Genomic DNA, 21264 nt, shown 5'->3' on the forward strand with positions numbered 1-21264 from the left:
TTACAACAGATATTTATATTTATCTAAAATTTCAAATACATTTTCACTATACCTTTCATAATTTATCCTGTCTTTTACTTCCTTGCTGCTTTTAAGACCTTTTATATACCAGGCTATATGTTTTCTCATCTCCTTTACTGCTCTGTCTTCCCCATTATAATAAATGGATTTCTTATAGTGCCTTATACACATATCTACTCTTTCTCTTGGAGTAGGATATGTAACAGAACGTTTCTCCATATATTGTCGTATTTGATTGAATATCCACGGATTTCCCATAGCTCCTCTTCCAATCATTATCCCATCACATTGTGTTTTATTGAAGATCTCATTTGCATCTTCCGCTGTAAATATATCTCCATTGCCGATTACCGGAATTCCAACTGCACTCTTTACTTGACATATTATATCCCAATTGGCCTTACCACTATACATTTGTATACTGGTTCTTCCATGGACGGTTACGGCATCCGCCCCAGATTGTTCCATACTCTTTGCAAAATCCACCACATTTATATTATCAAAGTCAAAACCAATTCTCATCTTTACAGTAACGGGTTTTAAAGAAGCCTTTTTCACCTCTTTTACTATTTTTGATGCAAGCAGTGGATTTTTCATAAGGGCAGATCCATCTCCATTTTTTACTATTTTGGGAGCCGGACACCCCATATTTATATCTATTACAGCAATCTGATCATTATCATTAAAAAAATCACAGGCTTTAGCCATTATAAGTGGATCACTCCCAAATATCTGCACACCTATAAGTTCTTCTTTAGGAGATGCAAGAAACATACCTCTAGTTCTTTCATTTCCATAAAACAGGGCTTTCGCGCTTATCATCTCGGTATAGGTAAATCCACACTGCATTTCCATACACAATTCTCTAAATGCTCTATCCGTAACACCTGCCATAGGAGCTAAAAATACATTGTTTTCAAACTCTAATTCTCCTATTTTCATTAAGACACCGGTTCCTTATTTTTGTCGTAAATTATTCTAAGTCCTGTTAATGTCAATATGGAATCAATTATGTCTATGGATTCAGATCCTTCCTTTATAAGCTTAGCCAGGCCCCCTGTAGCTATTACAAAAGGTTCCTCTTCCCCTAAATCCATCATTTCCTTTTTCATATTTTTAACTATATAATCTACCTGTCCAATGTATCCATATACTATACCAGCTTGTATGCTGGACACGGTATTTTTACATATAATATTAGATGGCTTGGTAATTTCCACCCTGGGAAGTTTGGCTGCTTTCTCGAATAATGCATCTGAAGATATCTTTATTCCTGGACATATAGCTCCTCCTAGATAATCTCCTTTGGCAGTGATTGCACAAAATGTAGTGGCTGTTCCAAAATCTATGATAATTATAGATCTCTTATATATTTCATGGGCAGCTACAGCATTTACTATTCTATCTGCTCCTACCTCTCTTGGATTATCATACCTTACATTTATTCCAGTTTTCACTCCTGGTCCAACTATAACCGGAATAACCTGAAAATACTTTATCACCATATGTTCCAGTGAATACATTATATTTGGTACCACAGAAGATATTATAGCTCCTTTTATATTGGATAAATTTAAATTATTTTGTAAAAATAACTCCATAACTTGAACTCCATATTCATCTGCTGTTCTTTTATCATCTGTAGATAATCTCCATACTGAAATAAGATCATCATCATCATATATTCCCAAAACAATATTAGTATTGCCCACATCCAAAACCAAAATCACTAAACAACACCGTCTTTCTAAATAAAATCAATAGGTTTATTTTGTCCATAATATAATTAATTCTAGAGCAGCTTTAAATCTGCTCTAGAATTAATTAATTTCCATCAAAATTAATTGTATCAATAAAATCTTATTTGTCAAGATTAAATATCTCCACATATTCTATTGTATTTTTTTCATAAAATCCACGCTATTCACTATATATCTAACATGAGATCCTTCCCCAATTTTTCCGGTATCATCCCAAACTTCAGCCTTAAAAAGTAATTTTTTTCCCTTGAATTTTTCCAAAAAAACTTTGCATCTGATTTTAATACCAACTGGAGATGGTTTAATATGCTTTACATTTATTTCTATACCCACTGTAGTATATCCTGAAGGAAGGTGAAGATCCACACAATTTTTACATGTATTTTCAATAAGAGCTGTCATAGCCGGTGTGGCAAATACATTTAAATCACCAGAGCCTATTTTTTTTGCTGTATCATTCTCAGTTACATGCGTTTCCATGGTAGATGTAATGCCCTCTCTTACATTGAATTCCATTATAATCATCTCATTTCATATAAAATTTACATCCTATAAGACACATAAATTAATTATATCACTGTTATTTAACTTTTAAAATACATTACCAGTTGAAAACATTTTGCCTGATAATATAAAAAAATCCTGTGACAGGATTTTTTTATATACCATGTTAAATTATGCTTGATTAAAAACTTCTTCAAATTCATCTGCTTCAAGCTTTTCTTTTTCTAAAAGCCTTTCAGCTACAGCCTTTAATTTATTCATGTTTTGTGAAAGAAGCTTTTCAGCTTTATTATAGCCTTCATCTATTAATTTTCTTATTTCCTTATCTATTTCAAAAGCCACTTCTTCACTATAATTCTTACCTTTTCCAAAATCTCTTCCTAAAAACACCTCATCATGTCCTGACCCAAATGCTATAGGTCCAAGATCACTCATTCCATAATCCATTACCATTTTCCTAGCTATAGTTGTAGCTCTTTCAATATCATTCTTAGCTCCAGTGCTTATATCTCCAATTACTAATTTTTCTGATACTCTTCCTCCTAAAAGTCCTACAATCTCATCTTCAAGCTTTGCCTTTGACATGTAGGAACTGTCTTTTTCCGGAAGATGCATGGTATATCCTCCAGCCATTCCCCTGGGTATTATACTTATCTGATGAACTGGATCCGAATTAGGTAAAAGTTTCATAACCACTGCGTGACCTGCTTCATGGTATGCAGTGAGTTTTCTATCTTCTTCATCAATAACCCTGCTCTTTTTTTCAGGCCCTGCTATTACCCTTGTCACTGCTTCTTCCAATTCATCCATTCCAATTAAAGTCTTATTATTTCTTACTGCAAGAAGAGCAGATTCATTCATAAGATTCTCTAAATCAGCACCTGTAAATCCAGGTGTCCTCTTTGCTAAAACGTCCAGTTTCACTTCATCAGCTAAATTCTTATTTTTAGAATGGACTTTAAGTATCTCCTCTCTTCCTTTAACATCCGGTGCACCTACAAGTATCTGCCTGTCAAATCTTCCAGGTCTCAAAAGCGCAGGATCCAATATGTCCGGTCTATTTGTGGCAGCTATCATTATTATTCCTTCATTAGCACCAAATCCATCCATTTCAACTAAAAGCTGATTCAAAGTCTGTTCTCTTTCATCATGTCCTCCACCAAGTCCGGCTCCTCTTTGTCTTCCAACTGCATCTATTTCATCTATAAATACTATACAAGGTGAATTTTTCTTTGCCTGATCAAACAAATCTCTTACCCTTGAAGCACCTACACCTACAAACATCTCTACAAAATCAGAACCAGATATACTAAAAAACGGTACTCCTGCTTCACCGGATATGGCCTTAGCCAAAAGTGTCTTACCAGTTCCCGGAGGTCCTATAAGTAAAACTCCCTTAGGTATTCTGGCTCCCATTTCTATATATCTCTTAGGTTGTTTTAAGAAATCCACTATTTCTGCCAATTCTTCCTTTTCCTCATCTGCTCCTGCAACATCTTCGAAAGTTACCTTTTTTTTGTCTGGTGTGGCCATCTTAGCCCTGCTCTTGCCGAAATTCATTACATTCCGATTTCCTCCACCACCTTGAGATTGCTGCATAAACATAAACCAAAACGCCACAAGCATAAGTATCACAAGAACTGTAGGTAAATACTGGACCCACATAGGCATTGTAGCTGGCTTAACATACATTTCCTGAACTTCACCATCTTTAGGATGTTCTCCTATAAACTGAAATAATCTTTCAGATGGAACTACAGTCTCATAGGCTGTTCCATTTTTCAAACTGCCCTGAACTGTCATCTTGTCTTCCCTAAGTTGAAAACTTTTTATATTGTTGCTTAGCCAATCTTTTTGAAAATCATTAAAACTAATGGATACTGCATTATCATTAGTTCTTACTAACAGCAATGCAGCAAGAATTACCAATATGAAAACTATAACCCAGGCCGTTGCACTTGAAAATTTTTTCATTAAAGGCCCCCCTCTCTTTCTAGTTTAATACTGTAAAATTGTATCATAAGTAAAATTCCTTTACAATAAATTTTAATACTAATTATTTGTAAACTTCCTCCTTTAATATACCAACGTATGGAAAATTCCTATACTTTTCTGCATAATCCAAACCATATCCCACCAAGAAGTAATCGGGGACTTCAAATCCTATGTATTTAGCTTTAACATTGACTTTTCTTCTCTCTGCTTTATTTAAAAGACAGGCTATTTCTATACTTTTAGCCTTTCTTCCTTTCAAATAATCAATTAAATATGCCAAAGTTACACCTGAATCTATAATATCCTCAACTATTAACACATATTTATTCTCCATTTCATAATCCAGATCCTTTAAAATCCTCACAACACCTGAACTGCTTGTAGAGTTCCCATAACTGGAAACTGCCATGAAATCCATACTGCATGGGATAGTTATCTCTCTAAGCAAATCTGCCATAAATGGAACTGAACCTTTTAATATACCTACAAGCATTAAATCTTTGCCTTCATAATCTTTACTTACTTTTTCCCCTATTTCCTTAACTCTGTTTTTTATTGTCTTCTCATCAAGCAGAATTTCTTTAATGTCATCACTTATAGCACTCATAATTTATGTTTCCTCGCTTTCAAATCCTATAGCCAAAATAGTCTTGCTGTTTTTATCTACCTTAAAAATTTCACTTATTCTATATCCAACTACCCATGCAATTTTATCTCCAAAACATATTAATGGAATACTGTCCCTCTTATCTTTTGATATTTTTAAATCTATGAAAAGATCTTTCAATTTCTTATTTCCAAACATTCCAAGTGGTATTAACTTATCTCCCTTCTTCCTATTTCTCAGTATTATATCTCCTCGTACTTTATCATAATCAAAATATTGAATAAATTTATTTTGATTATAGTATATATATTCCTTATTGTCAGTTAGCTTTACATAGACCTTGAGTTTAATCTCTGAAATATAATTACATCCAATTTTCAGTTTATATTGCCTTGAGCAAGTTATTTCAGTTTTTGTCACATTTTTTCTTATTATAATATCTCCATAGTCATTTACCGCCAACATATTATGTGGAAGCATCAATTCTTTACCTGTGGAATGTTTCTGAATGTCTATTATATTAAAAATATGAACTTTCTCAAAATCTTTTAAACTTTTAGCTGCACTTTCCAGTGAAAATCTAATTATTCTAGTCAATATAGCTTCTTGCTCTAAAAATGCCTCCTTAGATATTATAACCTTTTCTAGCTTTATGTCACAATATTTTTTGAATTTTTCTCGTGAAATATACTCTAAATAGTCATTATCCACCTTTATTATATCCGAAAATCTATTTAAAACTTCAATTATATCTTGATTAAAGTTTTTTTGTATATATGGTATAAGTTCCAATCTTATTTTATTTCTAGAATATACAGTTTGAAAATTAGTTTTATCAATTCTAGGATGAAGATTATTATCATCACAATATTTTTCAATTTCATCTCTGGTATTATGTATTAGTGGCCTTACAAAAATATTATCTCTTACAGGCCTTATTCCAATAAGACCATTTAATCCAGCTCCCCTTATAATTCTCATCAGGATGGTTTCAGCTTGATCATTGGCATTATGTGCTATGGCTATCTTCTGAGCTTTTAATTCAACTTTAAGTTTTTTAAAAAACCTATACCTTTCTTCCCTTCCTGCACTTTCACAGGATATATTTCTCTCTTTAGCCACCTCATTTACATTTATTTTTAAACTTTTAAATTCAATACCTAGATTTTTACAAAAGCTCTCCACATACAATTCATCTTTATCTGCTTCCATACCTCTTAAGCAATGATTTACATGAGCTGCAAACAAAGTTATATTTAATTCTTCACGTAAAACATATAATATATGCAATAGACATATAGAATCAGGTCCTCCCGATACAGCTACTATCACCCTGTCATTGGCTTTAAACATTTGATTTTTTCTTATGGTATTTAATACAGATTCTATCAAAACAAGCACTTCCTAAGCCTAAAAGTCATTTATGGTATAATATATTATTATATTATACCATAAATGTATTATTTTTTGTGACCAAATGCTATAATACCCGCAATTAGGCTGTTGATGATATGAATTATCAGCAGCCTAATTTTTATTAATAAAGGGTGTATACTTTTTCAACTATTGCCGTCATGTCATCTTTTACTTTTCCTCCAGATAACTCTTTAGCTTTATCAATAATCTTCTGACACATTTCTTTTGGATCTGTACAATCCAATTTTTTTAGGAATTCCACTATCCATTGAAAATTTCCCGTATTTTCATTATCATAATCCACCACTCCATCACTGACCATTATTATAAAGTCTCCGTTTATTATTCTTTTACTTGTTATATCTATATCCGGTTTGTCCAGTATTCCTATGGGAAGAGTCTTTGATTTTATAACTATAATATCATCTCCCCTTTTTATAAAGCTGGCTGCTGCCCCCACCTTCATAAAATCTATTTCCCCCTCATATAAATCCACACTGCTTAAGTCTAGCGTGGAGAACTTTTCATCTTCTGTAAATTTAATGCCCATAATAGAATTTACCGTATTAATGGCAGTCATCTTATTAAATCCGGAATTAGTAAACTTCTCTATAAGCTCCACAGTAGCACTGCTTTCCTGCCCTGCCTGAGGCCCTGACCCCATGCCATCACTTATTATTGTCATATATGTTCCATCCGGCAGCTTGCCAAGGCTGTAACTGTCTCCATTATATTTTTCCCCATCTTTGCAGTTCACATTGACATAAGCTGATATATGGTATTTAGGTGTTTCTTCAAATGTTATACTACAGCTTCCCATGGAAGAATTTATATTACATCCATTATCGTTTACGCACATCAATTTGCCAGTCACATTATTTATAAGAGGCAACACATCTTTAATACACTCCTGCCTTCCTCCGCAGGCTTCCATAGATAAATTTACAACTAAATGATCATTTCTGTCATTAAAACAGAATACATCTTTATAATGTATTTTTCCTTTATTTAAAATTCTGCGAATGTTATTTTCCACTTCAGGATTAAATTTTATATCAGAGTGGAAATCTTCTGCTATTTCCGTCACCGTTTTTCCCATATTTTCTATCTGATATGCTAGGAGCTCCCTGCATTCTCCCAGCCTTATTCTCCACATCTCATTTACAATATAATTGTTTACAATTTCCTCGGTATTCTTCATGAGAAGGGTTCTTTTAATGCATTTTCTCTGAAGTTCTTCTGGAATATGCTTTTTATTCTCCTGATAATTTTGTATCAATTCGGCAAATCCATTATAAGTGTAAAAAGTTTCTCTCCTCCAGCACATGGATTTCATATCACAAGCGGAGCAAACTCTGTCCGCTAAGTTTTCTACAAGAGCACTGCTTTTATTTTTCATGGCCAATTTGTCGTTTTCTGCCAGCTTGGACAAAACAGACGACATATTAGTAAGCACGTTGGAAAAGCTATCCAGCCTTTTTACAAAGATGGATTTAATTTTATCCGCATAATTTTCTTTTAAATATTCTTGCTTCTTCTCACAATCCAATTCCAATTCCATCTTTTTATATATTCCTTTAGGTATTGCCAAAAATACAATACAGCTTATAATTACTTCTATAATTTTAAATTGACTACCTATATTGGAATACATTTTTAATATGGCAAATGCTACAATATAAGCCGATCCGCTGACCCATTTCCCTGTTTCTCTAAATACACCCGATATAAGTCCACACAATCCATAAACCGCAGTGTAAGTAATCATGTCATTAGAAGTAACTCCTATAATAGTTCCCATTGCCACTCCTGCTGCTGCACCTGAAGCACTGCCTCTTACATAACCCAATATGAGAATAAAAGTTAAAGCTATTATATTTCTAAAAGACACTCCTCCTATGCTTGTCCCCCAAGTTCCAGCTATAATTAATGAAATAGTTATAGACATACTGATTATTTCTTCACTGTTATACAAGTGTCTTGTTTTAGATTCTTTAAAGCATATTATAGAATAATTAATAATAAAATATAATGAGAAGATGCACATAATTTCAAAAACAGAATTAAAAGCAGCTACTCCAACAGTTAATTTAACAATAATAAGCTTATAGAAAAAGAATTCTAAAAATGCAGCTGAAAATAAGAAAATCAACTTTTTATTCCTATCAATACTCTTTAAAATATAATTTAAAAGAGTTAATGTAAGAGTTATTATGCAATACACCGGTAGATATTTTACATTTCCATATATGGATATATACCCAAGCAGGGTGCCAAAAGCGGCTGCCAATGAGGGCACTTGCTTTTCGCATACTGCTATTGATATGAAAAATGCTATCCCAAAAGGTGCCATAAGGTTTACCATCATAACTCTTCCCACCAAGAAACCTGCTAAAAAGTAAAATGCCAATTTAATTATAACGTCTAAATTTTTAAATCCACTTTTCTTCCCCTCATCTTTTAATTTTTTCGTTCGCTGATAAGGAAAAACTTCTACTCCATATTGCATCAATATCACCCACCCCATAAAATCACTTTCTTTATTATAGCAGTGTGTGATGGAAATAAATGTCATAAAGTGAAACGTGTTCATATTTTTTTTAGGACATTAAATCCTATGTTTTTTCTATAATTTTTATTTTAGACAATTAGATTAAAAAATTCACATCCCCTGTCTTCATATATGTCATATATGATTTTATTTTATCATCAAGTACTTTTTATCCACATATTATCTTCAATATTTATCCACAATGTTTATAATTCTGCCTATAGCCTAAAATACAAAAACCCAATGTAAAACTTTGTGTATAAATGTTTATTAGATTAAAAACTTAAAATATAAAAAGACCTGTAGAATTCTACAAGCCTTTAGTGTTTGGTAGCGGAAATAGGAATTGAACCTATGACCCTTCGGGTATGAACCGAATGCTCTCGCCATCTGAGCTATTCCGCCATATTATATGTAATTTTGGTTGCGGGGGAAGGACTTGAACCTACGACCTTCGGGTTATGAGCCCGACGAGCTACCAACTGCTCCACCCCGCGTCATTTCATTTTGGTGCTGAAGACCAATTTCACCGCTCCCGTAAATAAATCAATACCACAAACAGGATATTCTATAACCTTCAGATATAAATCAGATGCTTTCGCCATCCCAACTATTCCACCACATCATATGCAATTTTGGTTGCGGGGGAAGGACTTGAACCTACGACCTTCGGGTTATGAGCCCGACGAGCTACCAACTGCTCCACCCCGCGTCATTTTATTTTGGTGCTGAAGACCGGAATCGAACCGGTACGGGTTTTAAAGCCCGCAGGATTTTAAGTCCTGTGCGTCTGCCTGTTCCGCCACTCCAGCATTACCTAACAATTTCTCAATTTGACGACATAAGTTATTATATATGATAAATAACATATTGTCAACAACTTTAAATAAAATTTATATTACAATTAATAAAAGAGGCCTTATATAGGCCCCTTCAAATCACTCAATTAATAGTTAGATGACTTTTTATAACCTTTCCCTTTGGAATCCTGATGTTTTTTTATGTCTTGAAACCTCTCTTCACTATCTTTTAAAAATTTAGACAATCTATCTTCAAAACTACCTTGATTCTGTTTGCTATTCTCTTTTTGCCAATCTATTTCCAATGGTCTTGCACTTCTCTTATCCTGCTCTGCCTGCTTCATGGATAGACTTATCTTGCCATTATCGTCAATAGAAATCACCTTAACTTTTACCTTGTCTTTCTCCTTTAAATAGTCCCTTATATTTTTAACATAAGTATCTGAAACCTCAGATATGTGAACTAATCCAGTTTTACCCTCAACTTCTACAAAAGCTCCAAAACTAGTGATATTAACTACTGTACCTTCTAGGATGTTTCCTGCCTTTAAGGTCATATTAAAAAGATTCCTCCTTAAAAATAATACTATATACTAAAACTTTTACTCTTTTAATTTTAATAGAGTAGGACTTCTTGGATCTTGCCCAAAAAATTTTCCTGCTTCCACAACTATTTATCCTCCATCATCCCGCAGATATAATCTTAAAATTCTGCGATAGTTTTTTATAATACAACTTAGCTATCAATTTTTGTTGTCTATTACAGGAACTTCACCTTGCTTAATAAGACCTAATTTCTCTCTGGCCAACTTTTCTATATATATGTCAGATGCAGACATCTTAACTTCATCCTGTAATTTTTGGTTTTTATCCTTTACCCTTTGTTCCTCAGTTTTTCTTTCAGCTATTTGCTTTTTTATATCCTGCATAGTAACCTGTTGGCCTATAAATATATAGCCTATGTATAGAATCAATAATAAAAAGAATATATTACTCCACTTAATTTTTATCTTCACCACTAATCACCAGTTTCTTTAATTAAAACTCTTCTATAAATTATAGTATATCTATGAGAACATGACTTTATTTTTAATTATCACAAATAACATTATATTTATATTGTAATTTGATTTCTAACTTTCTTCAAGTTAATTTTTATAATTTTTTTTATTTTTTTTCTTAATAATATAAGTAACGTACTGAAAAACATATATAAACATGTTCAAAATCACTCTAAATATTCTCCCCAATATTTTAAATGACCTTTTATGAAAATCAATGAATATAGGGCTAAAAATTTTTAAATACAAATATATACCTACTGCCAGTAAAATATATACATACATTCTTAAATAAGCATAATTAACATACATCAAAAATATAAATACAATTATAGCTGCAAATATCCAAAATAAAGTATCCTCTATGAATATAACTATTTTATTTAGGCCGGTGAATCCTCTTATCAATCTATAAAAATCAAATAGTACCCCAGTTATTATTCCCGCCATAATACTAAATATTATAAGCCGAATTTGATCGCCTATCGATATAATCATAATAACCCTTTCCAATAATATATTTTTATAAAAAGCTTAAATTCCACGTAGTTAAAAAACTATTTAAACATTTTCCATATTAAATTATGCTTTTTTTTCTTAGGCTCATTATTTATATATACACAGGAATTTACGGTACCTATTATAATAACATCACCATTTTGGACATCTAATTTATTCATTTTTAAATCTTTGCCTTTAATATTGAGAGTCCCAAGATTAGTATTCAAGACTATCTGATCTTCGTTAAAATTTATAACCTCAATAATACCTGTCAGTACCAGCCTTCTTCTATTTTCAAGACTCAATAAACTTTTTTTATCTTCCACCTTTATTTCTCTTTTCTCCATAAAACATCCCCTCCACCTATAATAAATATATGTGGCAAAAAGAATTTATATTACTTTCTATTTCATATCTTTTGTTTCCATGATTATCTCATACATATTTTGCACATCTTCCTTTTTAACATAATTTTTAACATCTAAAACTTTTGCTTTTAAAGAGTTCTTTGCATACTTTATTTCTATTACATCTCCCTCCTTAATTTCAGTACTAGGTTTAGCTACTTTTTCATTTACAGTAACCCTCCCGCTTTCACATGCTTCTTTAGCAATAGCTCTTCTTTTTATTATTCTAGATACTTTAAGATATTTATCTAATCTCATACAAACTCTCCTTGTTAAAACAGAAAACCCAGATTTTCATCCAGGTTTTCTGAAAAATATGTTATTTATTAACTTTATCCTTAAATTCTTTACCAGCCTTAAATACAGGAACTGTTGACTCTGGTATATTTATTTCCTCTTTAGTTCTAGGATTTCTTCCAATTCTAGCAGCTCTTTTTCTCACTTCAAATGTTCCAAATCCCACTAATTGAACCTTTTCTCCTTTTTCAAGCGTTTCCTCTACACTTTCTATAAATCCTTTTAAAGCTGCCTCTGCATCTTTCTTTGTTAATTTTGACTTTTCTGCTATACCAGCAATTAATTCTGATTTATTCACCTTTTTTACCTCCTCTTATTTTCATAGACAATGTGCAAGACTATGCAAAATATCTTTATAAATCAATCTTAATTAAATTCTTAGCAATAACTGTACTTACTAAAGCCTTCAGCTTTTTAAAAGTATAGAATAAATAATGTCATACCCCTGAATAAGTTCTTCTAAAGTCCAGTACAAAAGCATTCCTTACGAGAAAACCCCATCTGAACACAAGAATCACTTAATAATTAAGATTTTATAGGAAGTAATAAATATTCATATATTCATACAAATTATTTAACTATAGACTATGTATATTTGCATACATAACAGAATTATTTATTACTTACTAGCTTTTAAATATAATAGACATATTAGCCATATTCTGCACTAATTTATAAACTCCTTCTTTTTTGCATATAAAACTCAAATTTATTTACTTTTAGCTTCTTCCCAAAGTCTATCCATTTCATTTAATGTCATATTCATCATATCTAAACCATGGTCCATAGCATTTTTCTCTATATATGCAAAACGCTTTATAAATTTCTCTATAGTATAATTTAATGCAAACTCAGGGTCAATGTCAAGGAATCTTGCTACATTTACACATGCAAATATTAAATCTCCTATTTCTTCTACTATTTTTACCTTTTCTTCACTTTTATATACATTTTTTACTTCATAATACTCCTCTAACACTTTATCCAGAGCACATTCAACCTTGTCCCAATCGAACCCCACTCCTGCGGCTTTTTTTTGAACTTTTGAAGCCCTCATTAATGCCGGTAAAGTTTTAGCTACATGCTTAAGCTCATCTGTATATGTTTTAAGCCCCTGTTCCTTCCTTTTCATGGTATTCCAATTTATCAACACCTGACTGGTGCCATCCACATTTTCACATCCAAATACATGGGGATGTCTCTTTATCATTTTATCACATATACCGTTGATTACATCCTTGATATTGAAAAATCCTTCTTCCTCTCCTATCTGACAGTGAAATATCACTTGAAACAATACATCTCCAAGCTCCTCTACAAGGTTTGCATCATCTTTTTCATTTACAGCTTCTATAACCTCATAACTTTCTTCTATAAGGTATTTTTTCAAACTGTCATGATTCTGTTCCCTATCCCAAGGACATCCTGTATCACTTCTTAATTTCTTCATTATATCCAATAAATCCTTTAAATCATATGTAATTTCTAAATTCTTAGGTATATAAATTGATGTCAAATAATCTATGTCATCCTGCCTATCCAATTCATATAACTTTATTTTTCTTATATTCTCACTGCCTTTAATTCCTGCAGACCTTACAAAATATATTTCAGCATCATCTCCATAATACTCCATCAAAGCTAATTTAACCTGGGATGCAATTAATTTATCATATACCTGAGTTATTATTACACCAGTCCTTTTATCAAAGATTTGATCTTTTATATCAAAGGCATCTATTATTTTTATCCCGTCACTCACATCTATCTTCAGCCTTTCTATAATAGTATCTATAAAACTGACTGATGGTATTATCTCTATATCTATGGATCTTTCTTTACATAACTTTATTAGTAATGTCACTGATTTCTCTGCTACTAAAGGGTGACCCGGCACTCCATATGCTATTTGCTTAAATTTCTTTTCTCCTCGTATTAAGTCCTCGGCAATACATTCATAAACCTCTTCAAATCTTTCCTTACTCTCATACATATTATCATATGTCTGAAAATTTATGCCCAATTGTCTTATATAATCTACGGTAGGATGTTTTTCCGTTCTCAAGTAAACTTTACTTGAGTTTTTAAGTATATTTATAGCGCCCAAGGTAAGGGACTCCGCTGACCCCGGGCCTAGGCCTACTATTTTAATCATCCGTAAACCTCCTTATTTTCTTAAGAATCTATCCTTCAAATAATTATATTTAAATATTCCAAATACAACTACAAGTGGAACATATATGACCAAACCTGAAATCATGGCTAAAAAACATGCCATTCTGCTGCTTACTGTATAATTATAGACGTACAAATAAATAATTTCAACAGCTGCTATCATAAAAATGGAAGCAAAGGCCGGTTTTATCATAGTTTGAAAGTAATTTATTTCTATTTTTAATCTTTTATTCAGAAATATTACATTTAAAACACAGGTCAAAATGTAACCTGCTGTACTTCCCCAAATTGCTCCATAAATATTTACCCATGGAATTGGCACCAAAAATAAGGTTATAATTACCTTTACGATGCATCCTAAAGCTAAATTAAATACAGGTCTGATATAATGTCCTACACCCTGCAGTACAGCCGTAGATGTCTGCACCAGTATTATAAATGGAATTGATAGTGCTGAATACTGAAGTATACTGGAGCCAGCAGATTGGCCTGGAAATATCAAATCTAAAATTGGATAGGCCAAAGTATATAATCCAAACATAGATGGAAGTGCAATTACCATAGAAAGTTTGAATGATAAATCCACCTTATTCATTACATCCACATTCTTATTTAATATATGGGATTCTGCAATTATAGGCATTAAAGAGGCACATAATGCTGCTGATATGGTAAGCGGTACATTTATCAATATAAATGCCTTTCCCGTAAGCTGTCCATATAATATTGCCGCATCTTTGTATGTAAAACCTGCTTCTAATAACTTCTGGGGCACCAAAGCTGAATCTATAAGGCTCATTATACTGCTTACAGCCGCTCCTAAAGATACTGGAATTGCTATATACAACAACCTGCTCAGTATATCCTTATTATCCGCCACTTTAAATACATTTATTTCTTTTCTTACATGAATATATTTTATTATTAAATATATTCCTCCGAACAGCCCTCCTGCAGCTGCCCCCAGCGCTGCCCCTCCTGCCGAGTATTCTATTCCTCTAGGTAAAAGCAGGTATGCAAGCCCCACCCCCACTACTACTCTTCCTATCTGCTCTATAATCTGGGATACAGCAGTATAATTCATATTTTGAAGTCCCTGAAAAAAGCCTCTGAATGCACTCATTATAGATATAAACATAGGTGCAAATGCTATTGCTATTAATGAATAGTAGGATTTTCTATCCCATTTCAGAAAATGTATGATGGGTTCTGAAAATGTAAGAAGCACAGCAGTAAAACCCGTTCCTAAAATGAACATTAAAAGCAAAGATTTTCTAAGTACTTGAATAACACCTTCATAATCTCCAACAGCATTTTTTTCGGACACCATCTTTGATACCGCTACGGGTATACCTGATGCCGCTGCAATAAAAAACATATAAAGAGGAAAAGACATCTGATAATATCCCACTCCTTCATCTCCTATGAGCATTTGAAGCGGCCATCTAAAAAATAGCCCTAAAAATCTGGATATTATACCTGCTGCTCCTAATATTACTGTAGCTTTTATAAGTGACTGCTTTTTCATAAAAATACCTCCGAATTACTATAGTTGCAAACATTTTATTTCCATGTTTATAATTATTTAAAATTCAAAGGTATTATTACTTTAAATGAATATTTTTTATATTATAGTCAATAATGCTTTAGTGTATAAAATAATTTTTAGGTTCAGATAGCATTTGCCTATAAGAAATACCCTTCCTGGGTGAACCTTAAAAGAAATTATCCAGGTATACAGCATTGCTTATTCTTATTCTCTGCTTTGGAAAAGATGAGAATAAGATATGTATAAAGCAAATGGCAGCTACTGCTGCCATTGTTTACTGTTCCATCTGCTTTCCGAGAAACGAAGATGCTGTTTCAGCTAATTTGATTTCTACATCACCAAACTTAGCTTCCTCCTTAGATACTATTATTACAGCTCCAATGGCATCTCCTCCAGATATTATAGGACATATAACCTGAGCAGAATATTTTCCCTGAATATCTTCATCATCATATATAGGTACGCTCTCCTTTCCTTCGGAAGTTGAAACTGTTTTTCTATCATCTATTAATTTTTCCAACTCGGAACTTATCTTTTTATCCATGTACTCTTTTTTTGGAGCTCCACTTATTGATACCACACTATCTTTATCACATATCATAATTACATGACCTATAGTTTGCTGTAAGGATTCTGTATATCCCTTGGAAAAATCACTCAGTTCACCAATAGGCGAATATTTTTTTAATATGACTCCTCCTTCCCTATCTGTAAATATTTCTAAAGGATCCCCTTCTCTTATCCTAAGTGTCCTCCTTATTTCCTTTGGTATCACGACTCTACCTAGGTCGTCTATACGTCTAACAATTCCTGTTGCTTTCATGTTTAGAATTCCTCCTCAAAAATAATAGTATATTACTTGTGTTAATATTATCTTTCTAAATATGAAATTTTATACACAATTGTTATTTTAAATTATAAAAACTAAAAAAGAACCATGATATAAGTTGTCATAGTTCTTCTTAGAGTGCCTGTATGTAAAACTATATTTACATAATATTTTTTTCCTTTTTAGTTATGGTTGCAGCTTTTTTCCATTCTTGAACTTTCTGAGAAACCAATTTACTTTTTTGATCATCTTCCAATTGTTTTTTTATCTGATCTTTAACCTTGCTAAGAGCCTTGACAGGATATTCCTGTTTATCTATACATTTTATTATATGATATCCAAAGCTGCTTTGAACAGGATCCGATATGGCTCCTTTTGCCAGTTTTTTTGCCCCTGCCATAAACTGAGCATCATACTGGGAATCATCATAGCTTATAGTTCCTAAATCTCCGCCTTTATCCTTAGTAGCTGTGTCCTGTGAAACTTCCTTTGCAACTTTTGCAAAATCTTCCCCTTTATCCAGCCTTGCCTTTACTTTTACAGCTTCAGCCTTAGTCTTTACAAGGATATGTGCCAAATGCATTTTATCAGTCTGCTCTGTATACTTATCTTTATTTGCATTATAATAGTCTGTTATTTGTTTATCAGTTACTTTTACATTCTTTGTAAGACTGTTGCTTACATTTTGCTGTATCTCCTGATCCTTCAATTGAGATAAATACATACTTTTAAATGATTCTTCAGTAAAACCCTGAGCTTTTAATGCTGCATCAAATTGTTCAGTACTGTTTCCAAACTGCTGCTTCTTTATCTGAGCAATTTGATTATTCATATTTGTCTCCAGTTTTTTTTCATCTGGCAAAAGTTTTAATTCCTTAGCTTTTTGCTCAATTATCTTATTTGTAATCATGTCCTCAAGTATCTGTTCCTTCTGACTCTTTATGGCACTGACGGCATCTTCATTTTTGGCATAATCCTCGCCATATTGCTGTTTAGCCTGGCTTAACAGCTGCATGGTATTGGGATTTTTATCTAAATCCCCTCTGGTGATTTTTTCTCCATTAACTACCGCCACAACACTGTTAGATATGGCTTCTGGTGTCTTTTCTATCATATTACAACCGGCAATTGAAAATGTAAATATCATCATAAGCACAGCGGTCACTAACTTTTTTATACTTTTCACAATTATTCCCCCACTCTTTTTATGTTAAAATACAGATTCATTTTAACATAAAAATATTTTTACTACAAAGCTATTTTTGTTCATATATTTGTAGCATATAATTAACAATTTCCTTAATGTCATTTAAAATATTCTCTCTTTTCACATCTTTTAATCTATATCCAAAACCAGGTTTTTTATTCATTTTCAAAACTATTTTTCTAGAATAATTCTTCAAGAGACCTCTCATTACATTTTTATCCACTCTATCTTCACTTTCAAATGTAAATACAATTTCCCCCCTTGCCTCTTTTATTTCTTCTATTCCAAGTTCTTTGCCCATGCTTCTTATATAAGCTATGTCCATAAGATTTTGCACTGAAGTTGGTATATCAGAGAATCTATCTTCTAATTCTTCCTTTACATCCAACATGTCATCATAGGAATTTATGGCCGCTATTTTCTTATATACTTCTATCTTCTGAACTTCATTTTTTATATAACTATCTGGTATATAGGCATCCACCTTTAATTCTACAGTAGTTTCCACCGGTTCCTCGTGTATTTCACCCTTTATTAACTTCACAGTATCCTCTAACATTCTACAATACAAATCATACCCTATAGCTGCCATATGGCCGTGCTGTGATGACCCCATCATATTTCCTGCCCCTCTTATTTCCAGATCCTTCAGGGCTATTTTAAATCCGGATCCCAATTCAGTAAATTCCTTGATAGCTTTCAGTCTCTTTTCTGCCACTTCTGTAAGAACCTTATCCTTTCTATAAGTCAAATAGCAATAAGCTATCCTATTGGTTCGGCCAACTCTCCCCCTCAGCTGGTAGAGCTGGGATAACCCCATTTTATCTGCATCATATATTATCATGGTATTTACATTCTGTATATCCATACCAGTTTCTATAATAGTAGTGGATACAAGAACATCATATTTGCCATTCATAAAATCCACTATTATATTTTCAAGTTCTCTTTCCTGCATTTGACCATGAGCCACCGCCACCTTGGCTTCTGGAACTAATTTTGATATGTAAGAGGCTTTTTCTCTTATATGTTCAACCCTATTGTATACAAAATAGACCTGCCCCTTTCTGCTTATTTCCCTCAGTATAGCATCCCTCATCAATTGATCGTTATATTCTACCACATAAGTTTGTATTGGATACCTTTCATCTGGAGGTGTTTCTATAACACTTATATCCCTGACTCCTACCAGGGACATGTGAAGAGTTCGCGGTATAGGTGTTGCACTTAAAGTCAATACATCTACATTCTTTCTAATCTTTTTGATTTTTTCTTTATGACTAACACCAAATCTCTGCTCTTCATCTATTATAAGAAGGCCCAAATCCTTAAATTGAACATCCTTTTGCAGTATTCTGTGAGTTCCAATTAATATATCTACATTTCCAACTTTCGCAGCCTTTATTGTAAGCTTTTGCTGAGCAGGAGTTCTAAACCTGCTTATCATATCTATCTTTACAGGAAAATCTGAAAATCTTTGAATAAAATTATTATAATGCTGCTGTGCTAATATTGTAGTTGGAACTAAAAAGGCAACTTGTTTTCCATCCATTACAGCTTTGAAAGCAGCTCTTACGGCAACCTCGGTCTTACCATAACCCACATCTCCGCAAAGCAGTCTATCCATGACTTTATCTGATTGCATATCTTCCTTTATATCCTGGATAGTTGACAATTGATCTGGTGTTTCTTCATAGGGAAATTCATCTTCAAACTGTTTTTGCCATACTGTATCTTTTGAATACTTATAACCTTTCAAAGTAGATCTAATTGCATACAATTTTACCAGGTCTTCTGCTATTTCCTCTATTGACTTTTTTACTTTCTTTTTGACCTTTGCCCATTCCGAACTTCCCAATTTGCTTATTCTAGGCGTCTTGCCTTCGGAGCCTATATACTTTTGTACCATATCAAGCTGTTCTACCGGTACATATAATTTATCATCAGATTCATATACGATTTCCAGATAATCCTTTTTATGTTCCTGAAGCTCCAACTGTTTTATTCCTTTATACACACCTATACCATGGTTGACATGAACTACAAAATCACCTGGTTTTAATTCCGTAAAGCTTTTGATCTTACTTGCTCCTTTTCTTGCAGCTTTCTTTATATTTTTTCTTCTGGCCTCTCCAAAAACCTCCTTACTTGAAACTACACTTAATTTAAGCTCTGGATATTCAAATCCTTTTAGCTGACTTCCAAAAGTTATAACTATTTCTCCAGGTTTAATTTCACGTATTACATCCTTATAACTGCTGTCTATATCCCTGTCCCTTAAAGTATCAACCAGCCTTTCTCCTCTAGGTCTTGTGCCTGATAAAATTAATATTTTAAAGCCTTTGGATTTTTTATCCCTTATATCCTCAATAAGCAGATCCATTTGTCCATGGTAATTATTAAGAGTTATTTGTGAAAAATTTATTATGGAAACAGGTAGAAATGTTTTAACCGCCTTGGCTATAGGATCCAATATAATACTTTCCCTGTCTTTGAGCTTTTCCGTTAGCTGGGATCTATCAATGAGCATTCTGCTCTGTTTAAGCAGTATATTCCCTCTTTGCAAAAAACTCTTATAATTTTCCTCAAACTCAAAATATACACTATTTAATTTACCTTCACATCTTTGCACGTCATCCATGATTATAAAATAATCCTTTACATAGTCTAAAAAGGTAGAAGGTTTATTATAGAAATACGGTAGGAAACTGTCAATAGTCTCAAAATTCCAGCTTTGCTCAAGGGTTTCTAAGTTTTTCTTCGTGATCTCTTTTATTCTCTTAACTGCTTCATTATCTTCTAATTTTTTTAATTTCTCTACTACCACTGTCAAATCTTCTTGTATGCCTTTTTTGCCCATCTCAATTTTATCTTTATCAAGTATAATTTCTCTGGCAGGAAAAACTTCTATACTATCCACCTTTTCAATACTTCTTTGAGATTCCAAATTAAAGCTTCTAATAGACTCCACTTCATCTCCAAACATCTCCAATCTGTATGGTTCTTCCGAGATAGGAGAGTAAATATCCATTATACCTCCTCTGATAGAAAATTGTCCTTTTGAGTCTACAACTTCACTTCTTTCATATCCACATTGAATTAGTTTTTCAGTAATACTTTTTAAGTCCAGATTGTTTCCCACTGATATCTTAAATATGTAATCTCTATATAATTCTGCAGGAATATACACAGAACTCAATGACTCCACACAAGTTATTATAATCTTTTTATGTGAATTTAATATTTCTCTTATTACTTTCAGCCTTTCCCATCTCAAGTCTCCAGATATAGCATCTATATTATAGAATACCACCTCTTTAGCGGGAAAATAATATACTTGTGGTAAATAAAAAGATAAGTCTTCATACAGTTTTCTAGCTTCTACATCACTGTGAGTGACAATTAAAACCGGTCTATCCAGCCTTTCATATACTCCATATATCAAATAACTTCTGGCAGATTCTGAAAGTCCATATACTCCCACCGGAAACTTCTTTCTCTCTATTTCATTTATAATACTTTTAAACTTATTACTTTCTTTGATAGGTTTCATAAGCCCTTCTAATCTCATTTTAACAACCACC

General features: G+C 32.7%; 18 protein-coding genes and 4 tRNA genes. All 22 read right to left on the reverse strand.

Going from position 1 to position 21264, the window contains the following annotated elements; genetic code table 11:
• The 22 genes from dusB to mfd all read right to left on the reverse strand — a co-directional run bounded on the left by dusB (position 1) and on the right by mfd (position 21251).
• Positions 1–963 (reverse strand): tRNA dihydrouridine synthase DusB, encoded by a 963-nt coding sequence (dusB, locus tag ACYUJ6_RS16505; RefSeq protein WP_461843772.1) that lies wholly within the window; start codon positions 961–963, stop codon positions 1–3.
• Entirely contained in the window at positions 963–1751 is a 789-nt protein-coding gene (locus ACYUJ6_RS16510) for a type III pantothenate kinase (RefSeq protein ID WP_461843773.1), read from the reverse strand. Before ACYUJ6_RS16510 ends, dusB begins: the two co-directional genes overlap by 1 nt.
• Before the next feature lie 162 nt (positions 1752–1913).
• Positions 1914–2297: a thioesterase family protein gene (locus tag ACYUJ6_RS16515; protein WP_461843774.1), complete on the reverse strand. Its 384-nt coding sequence runs from the start codon at positions 2295–2297 to the stop codon at positions 1914–1916.
• Positions 2298–2456: 159 nt separating this feature from the next.
• On the reverse strand, positions 2457–4259 hold the full coding sequence (ftsH, locus tag ACYUJ6_RS16520) for an ATP-dependent zinc metalloprotease FtsH (RefSeq protein ID WP_461843775.1): 1803 nt from the start codon (positions 4257–4259) through the stop codon (positions 2457–2459).
• A gap of 82 nt (positions 4260–4341) precedes the next feature.
• Entirely contained in the window at positions 4342–4887 is a 546-nt protein-coding gene (gene hpt, locus ACYUJ6_RS16525) for a hypoxanthine phosphoribosyltransferase (RefSeq protein ID WP_461843776.1), read from the reverse strand.
• Between the two features lie 3 nt (positions 4888–4890).
• Complete coding sequence (gene tilS / locus ACYUJ6_RS16530) at positions 4891–6279, reverse strand: tRNA lysidine(34) synthetase TilS (RefSeq protein ID WP_461843777.1); 1389 nt, start codon at positions 6277–6279, stop codon at positions 4891–4893.
• Positions 6280–6424: 145 nt separating this feature from the next.
• Entirely contained in the window at positions 6425–8812 is a 2388-nt protein-coding gene (gene spoIIE / locus ACYUJ6_RS16535; RefSeq protein WP_461843778.1) for a stage II sporulation protein E, read from the reverse strand.
• 370 nt (positions 8813–9182) lie between these two features.
• Positions 9183–9259, reverse strand: a tRNA-Met gene (locus ACYUJ6_RS16540).
• Positions 9260–9275: 16 nt separating this feature from the next.
• Positions 9276–9351: transfer RNA gene (locus tag ACYUJ6_RS16545), tRNA-Met, on the reverse strand.
• A gap of 139 nt (positions 9352–9490) precedes the next feature.
• Positions 9491–9566, reverse strand: a tRNA-Met gene (locus ACYUJ6_RS16550).
• Between the two features lie 11 nt (positions 9567–9577).
• Positions 9578–9666: transfer RNA gene (locus ACYUJ6_RS16555), tRNA-Leu, on the reverse strand.
• A gap of 134 nt (positions 9667–9800) precedes the next feature.
• Complete coding sequence (locus tag ACYUJ6_RS16560; protein ID WP_369705780.1) at positions 9801–10211, reverse strand: S1 domain-containing RNA-binding protein; 411 nt, start codon at positions 10209–10211, stop codon at positions 9801–9803.
• Positions 10212–10397: 186 nt separating this feature from the next.
• Entirely contained in the window at positions 10398–10670 is a 273-nt protein-coding gene (locus tag ACYUJ6_RS16565) for an FtsB family cell division protein (RefSeq protein ID WP_461843779.1), read from the reverse strand.
• Between the two features lie 132 nt (positions 10671–10802).
• Complete coding sequence (gene yabQ, locus ACYUJ6_RS16570; RefSeq protein WP_461843780.1) at positions 10803–11213, reverse strand: spore cortex biosynthesis protein YabQ; 411 nt, start codon at positions 11211–11213, stop codon at positions 10803–10805.
• Positions 11214–11272: 59 nt separating this feature from the next.
• Positions 11273–11563 (reverse strand): sporulation protein YabP, encoded by a 291-nt coding sequence (yabP, locus tag ACYUJ6_RS16575; protein WP_461843781.1) that lies wholly within the window; start codon positions 11561–11563, stop codon positions 11273–11275.
• Positions 11564–11620: 57 nt separating this feature from the next.
• Positions 11621–11881, reverse strand: coding sequence for an RNA-binding S4 domain-containing protein (locus tag ACYUJ6_RS16580; RefSeq protein ID WP_461843782.1), 261 nt, complete (start codon positions 11879–11881; stop codon positions 11621–11623).
• A 61-nt stretch (positions 11882–11942) separates the two neighbouring features.
• Complete coding sequence (locus tag ACYUJ6_RS16585) at positions 11943–12218, reverse strand: HU family DNA-binding protein (protein ID WP_369705785.1); 276 nt, start codon at positions 12216–12218, stop codon at positions 11943–11945.
• Positions 12219–12629: 411 nt separating this feature from the next.
• Complete coding sequence (yabN, locus tag ACYUJ6_RS16590) at positions 12630–14075, reverse strand: bifunctional methyltransferase/pyrophosphohydrolase YabN (RefSeq protein ID WP_461843783.1); 1446 nt, start codon at positions 14073–14075, stop codon at positions 12630–12632.
• A 12-nt stretch (positions 14076–14087) separates the two neighbouring features.
• Complete coding sequence (locus tag ACYUJ6_RS16595) at positions 14088–15623, reverse strand: putative polysaccharide biosynthesis protein (RefSeq protein ID WP_461843784.1); 1536 nt, start codon at positions 15621–15623, stop codon at positions 14088–14090.
• 295 nt (positions 15624–15918) lie between these two features.
• Entirely contained in the window at positions 15919–16467 is a 549-nt protein-coding gene (spoVT, locus tag ACYUJ6_RS16600; RefSeq protein ID WP_461843785.1) for a stage V sporulation protein T, read from the reverse strand.
• A gap of 166 nt (positions 16468–16633) precedes the next feature.
• Positions 16634–17659 (reverse strand): peptidylprolyl isomerase, encoded by a 1026-nt coding sequence (locus ACYUJ6_RS16605; RefSeq protein ID WP_461843786.1) that lies wholly within the window; start codon positions 17657–17659, stop codon positions 16634–16636.
• A 70-nt stretch (positions 17660–17729) separates the two neighbouring features.
• Positions 17730–21251: a transcription-repair coupling factor gene (gene mfd / locus ACYUJ6_RS16610; RefSeq protein ID WP_461843787.1), complete on the reverse strand. Its 3522-nt coding sequence runs from the start codon at positions 21249–21251 to the stop codon at positions 17730–17732.
• Positions 21252–21264 lie beyond the last annotated feature (13 nt).

Source organism: Clostridium sp. JNZ X4-2 (genome assembly GCF_054889485.1).

Coding starts and splice junctions, on each gene's coding strand:
- dusB (WP_461843772.1), bottom strand. CDS start 963: ATGAAAATAGGAGAATTAGAGTTTGAAAACAATGTATTTTTAGCTCCT.
- ACYUJ6_RS16515 (WP_461843774.1), bottom strand. CDS start 2,297: ATGGAATTCAATGTAAGAGAGGGCATTACATCTACCATGGAAACGCAT.
- ftsH (WP_461843775.1), bottom strand. CDS start 4,259: ATGAAAAAATTTTCAAGTGCAACGGCCTGGGTTATAGTTTTCATATTG.
- hpt (WP_461843776.1), bottom strand. CDS start 4,887: ATGAGTGCTATAAGTGATGACATTAAAGAAATTCTGCTTGATGAGAAG.
- spoIIE (WP_461843778.1), bottom strand. CDS start 8,812: ATGCAATATGGAGTAGAAGTTTTTCCTTATCAGCGAACGAAAAAATTA.
- ACYUJ6_RS16560 (WP_369705780.1), bottom strand. CDS start 10,211: ATGACCTTAAAGGCAGGAAACATCCTAGAAGGTACAGTAGTTAATATC.
- yabQ (WP_461843780.1), bottom strand. CDS start 11,213: ATGATTATATCGATAGGCGATCAAATTCGGCTTATAATATTTAGTATT.
- yabP (WP_461843781.1), bottom strand. CDS start 11,563: ATGGAGAAAAGAGAAATAAAGGTGGAAGATAAAAAAAGTTTATTGAGT.
- ACYUJ6_RS16580 (WP_461843782.1), bottom strand. CDS start 11,881: ATGAGATTAGATAAATATCTTAAAGTATCTAGAATAATAAAAAGAAGA.
- yabN (WP_461843783.1), bottom strand. CDS start 14,075: ATGATTAAAATAGTAGGCCTAGGCCCGGGGTCAGCGGAGTCCCTTACC.
- ACYUJ6_RS16595 (WP_461843784.1), bottom strand. CDS start 15,623: ATGAAAAAGCAGTCACTTATAAAAGCTACAGTAATATTAGGAGCAGCA.
- spoVT (WP_461843785.1), bottom strand. CDS start 16,467: ATGAAAGCAACAGGAATTGTTAGACGTATAGACGACCTAGGTAGAGTC.
- mfd (WP_461843787.1), bottom strand. CDS start 21,251: ATGAGATTAGAAGGGCTTATGAAACCTATCAAAGAAAGTAATAAGTTT.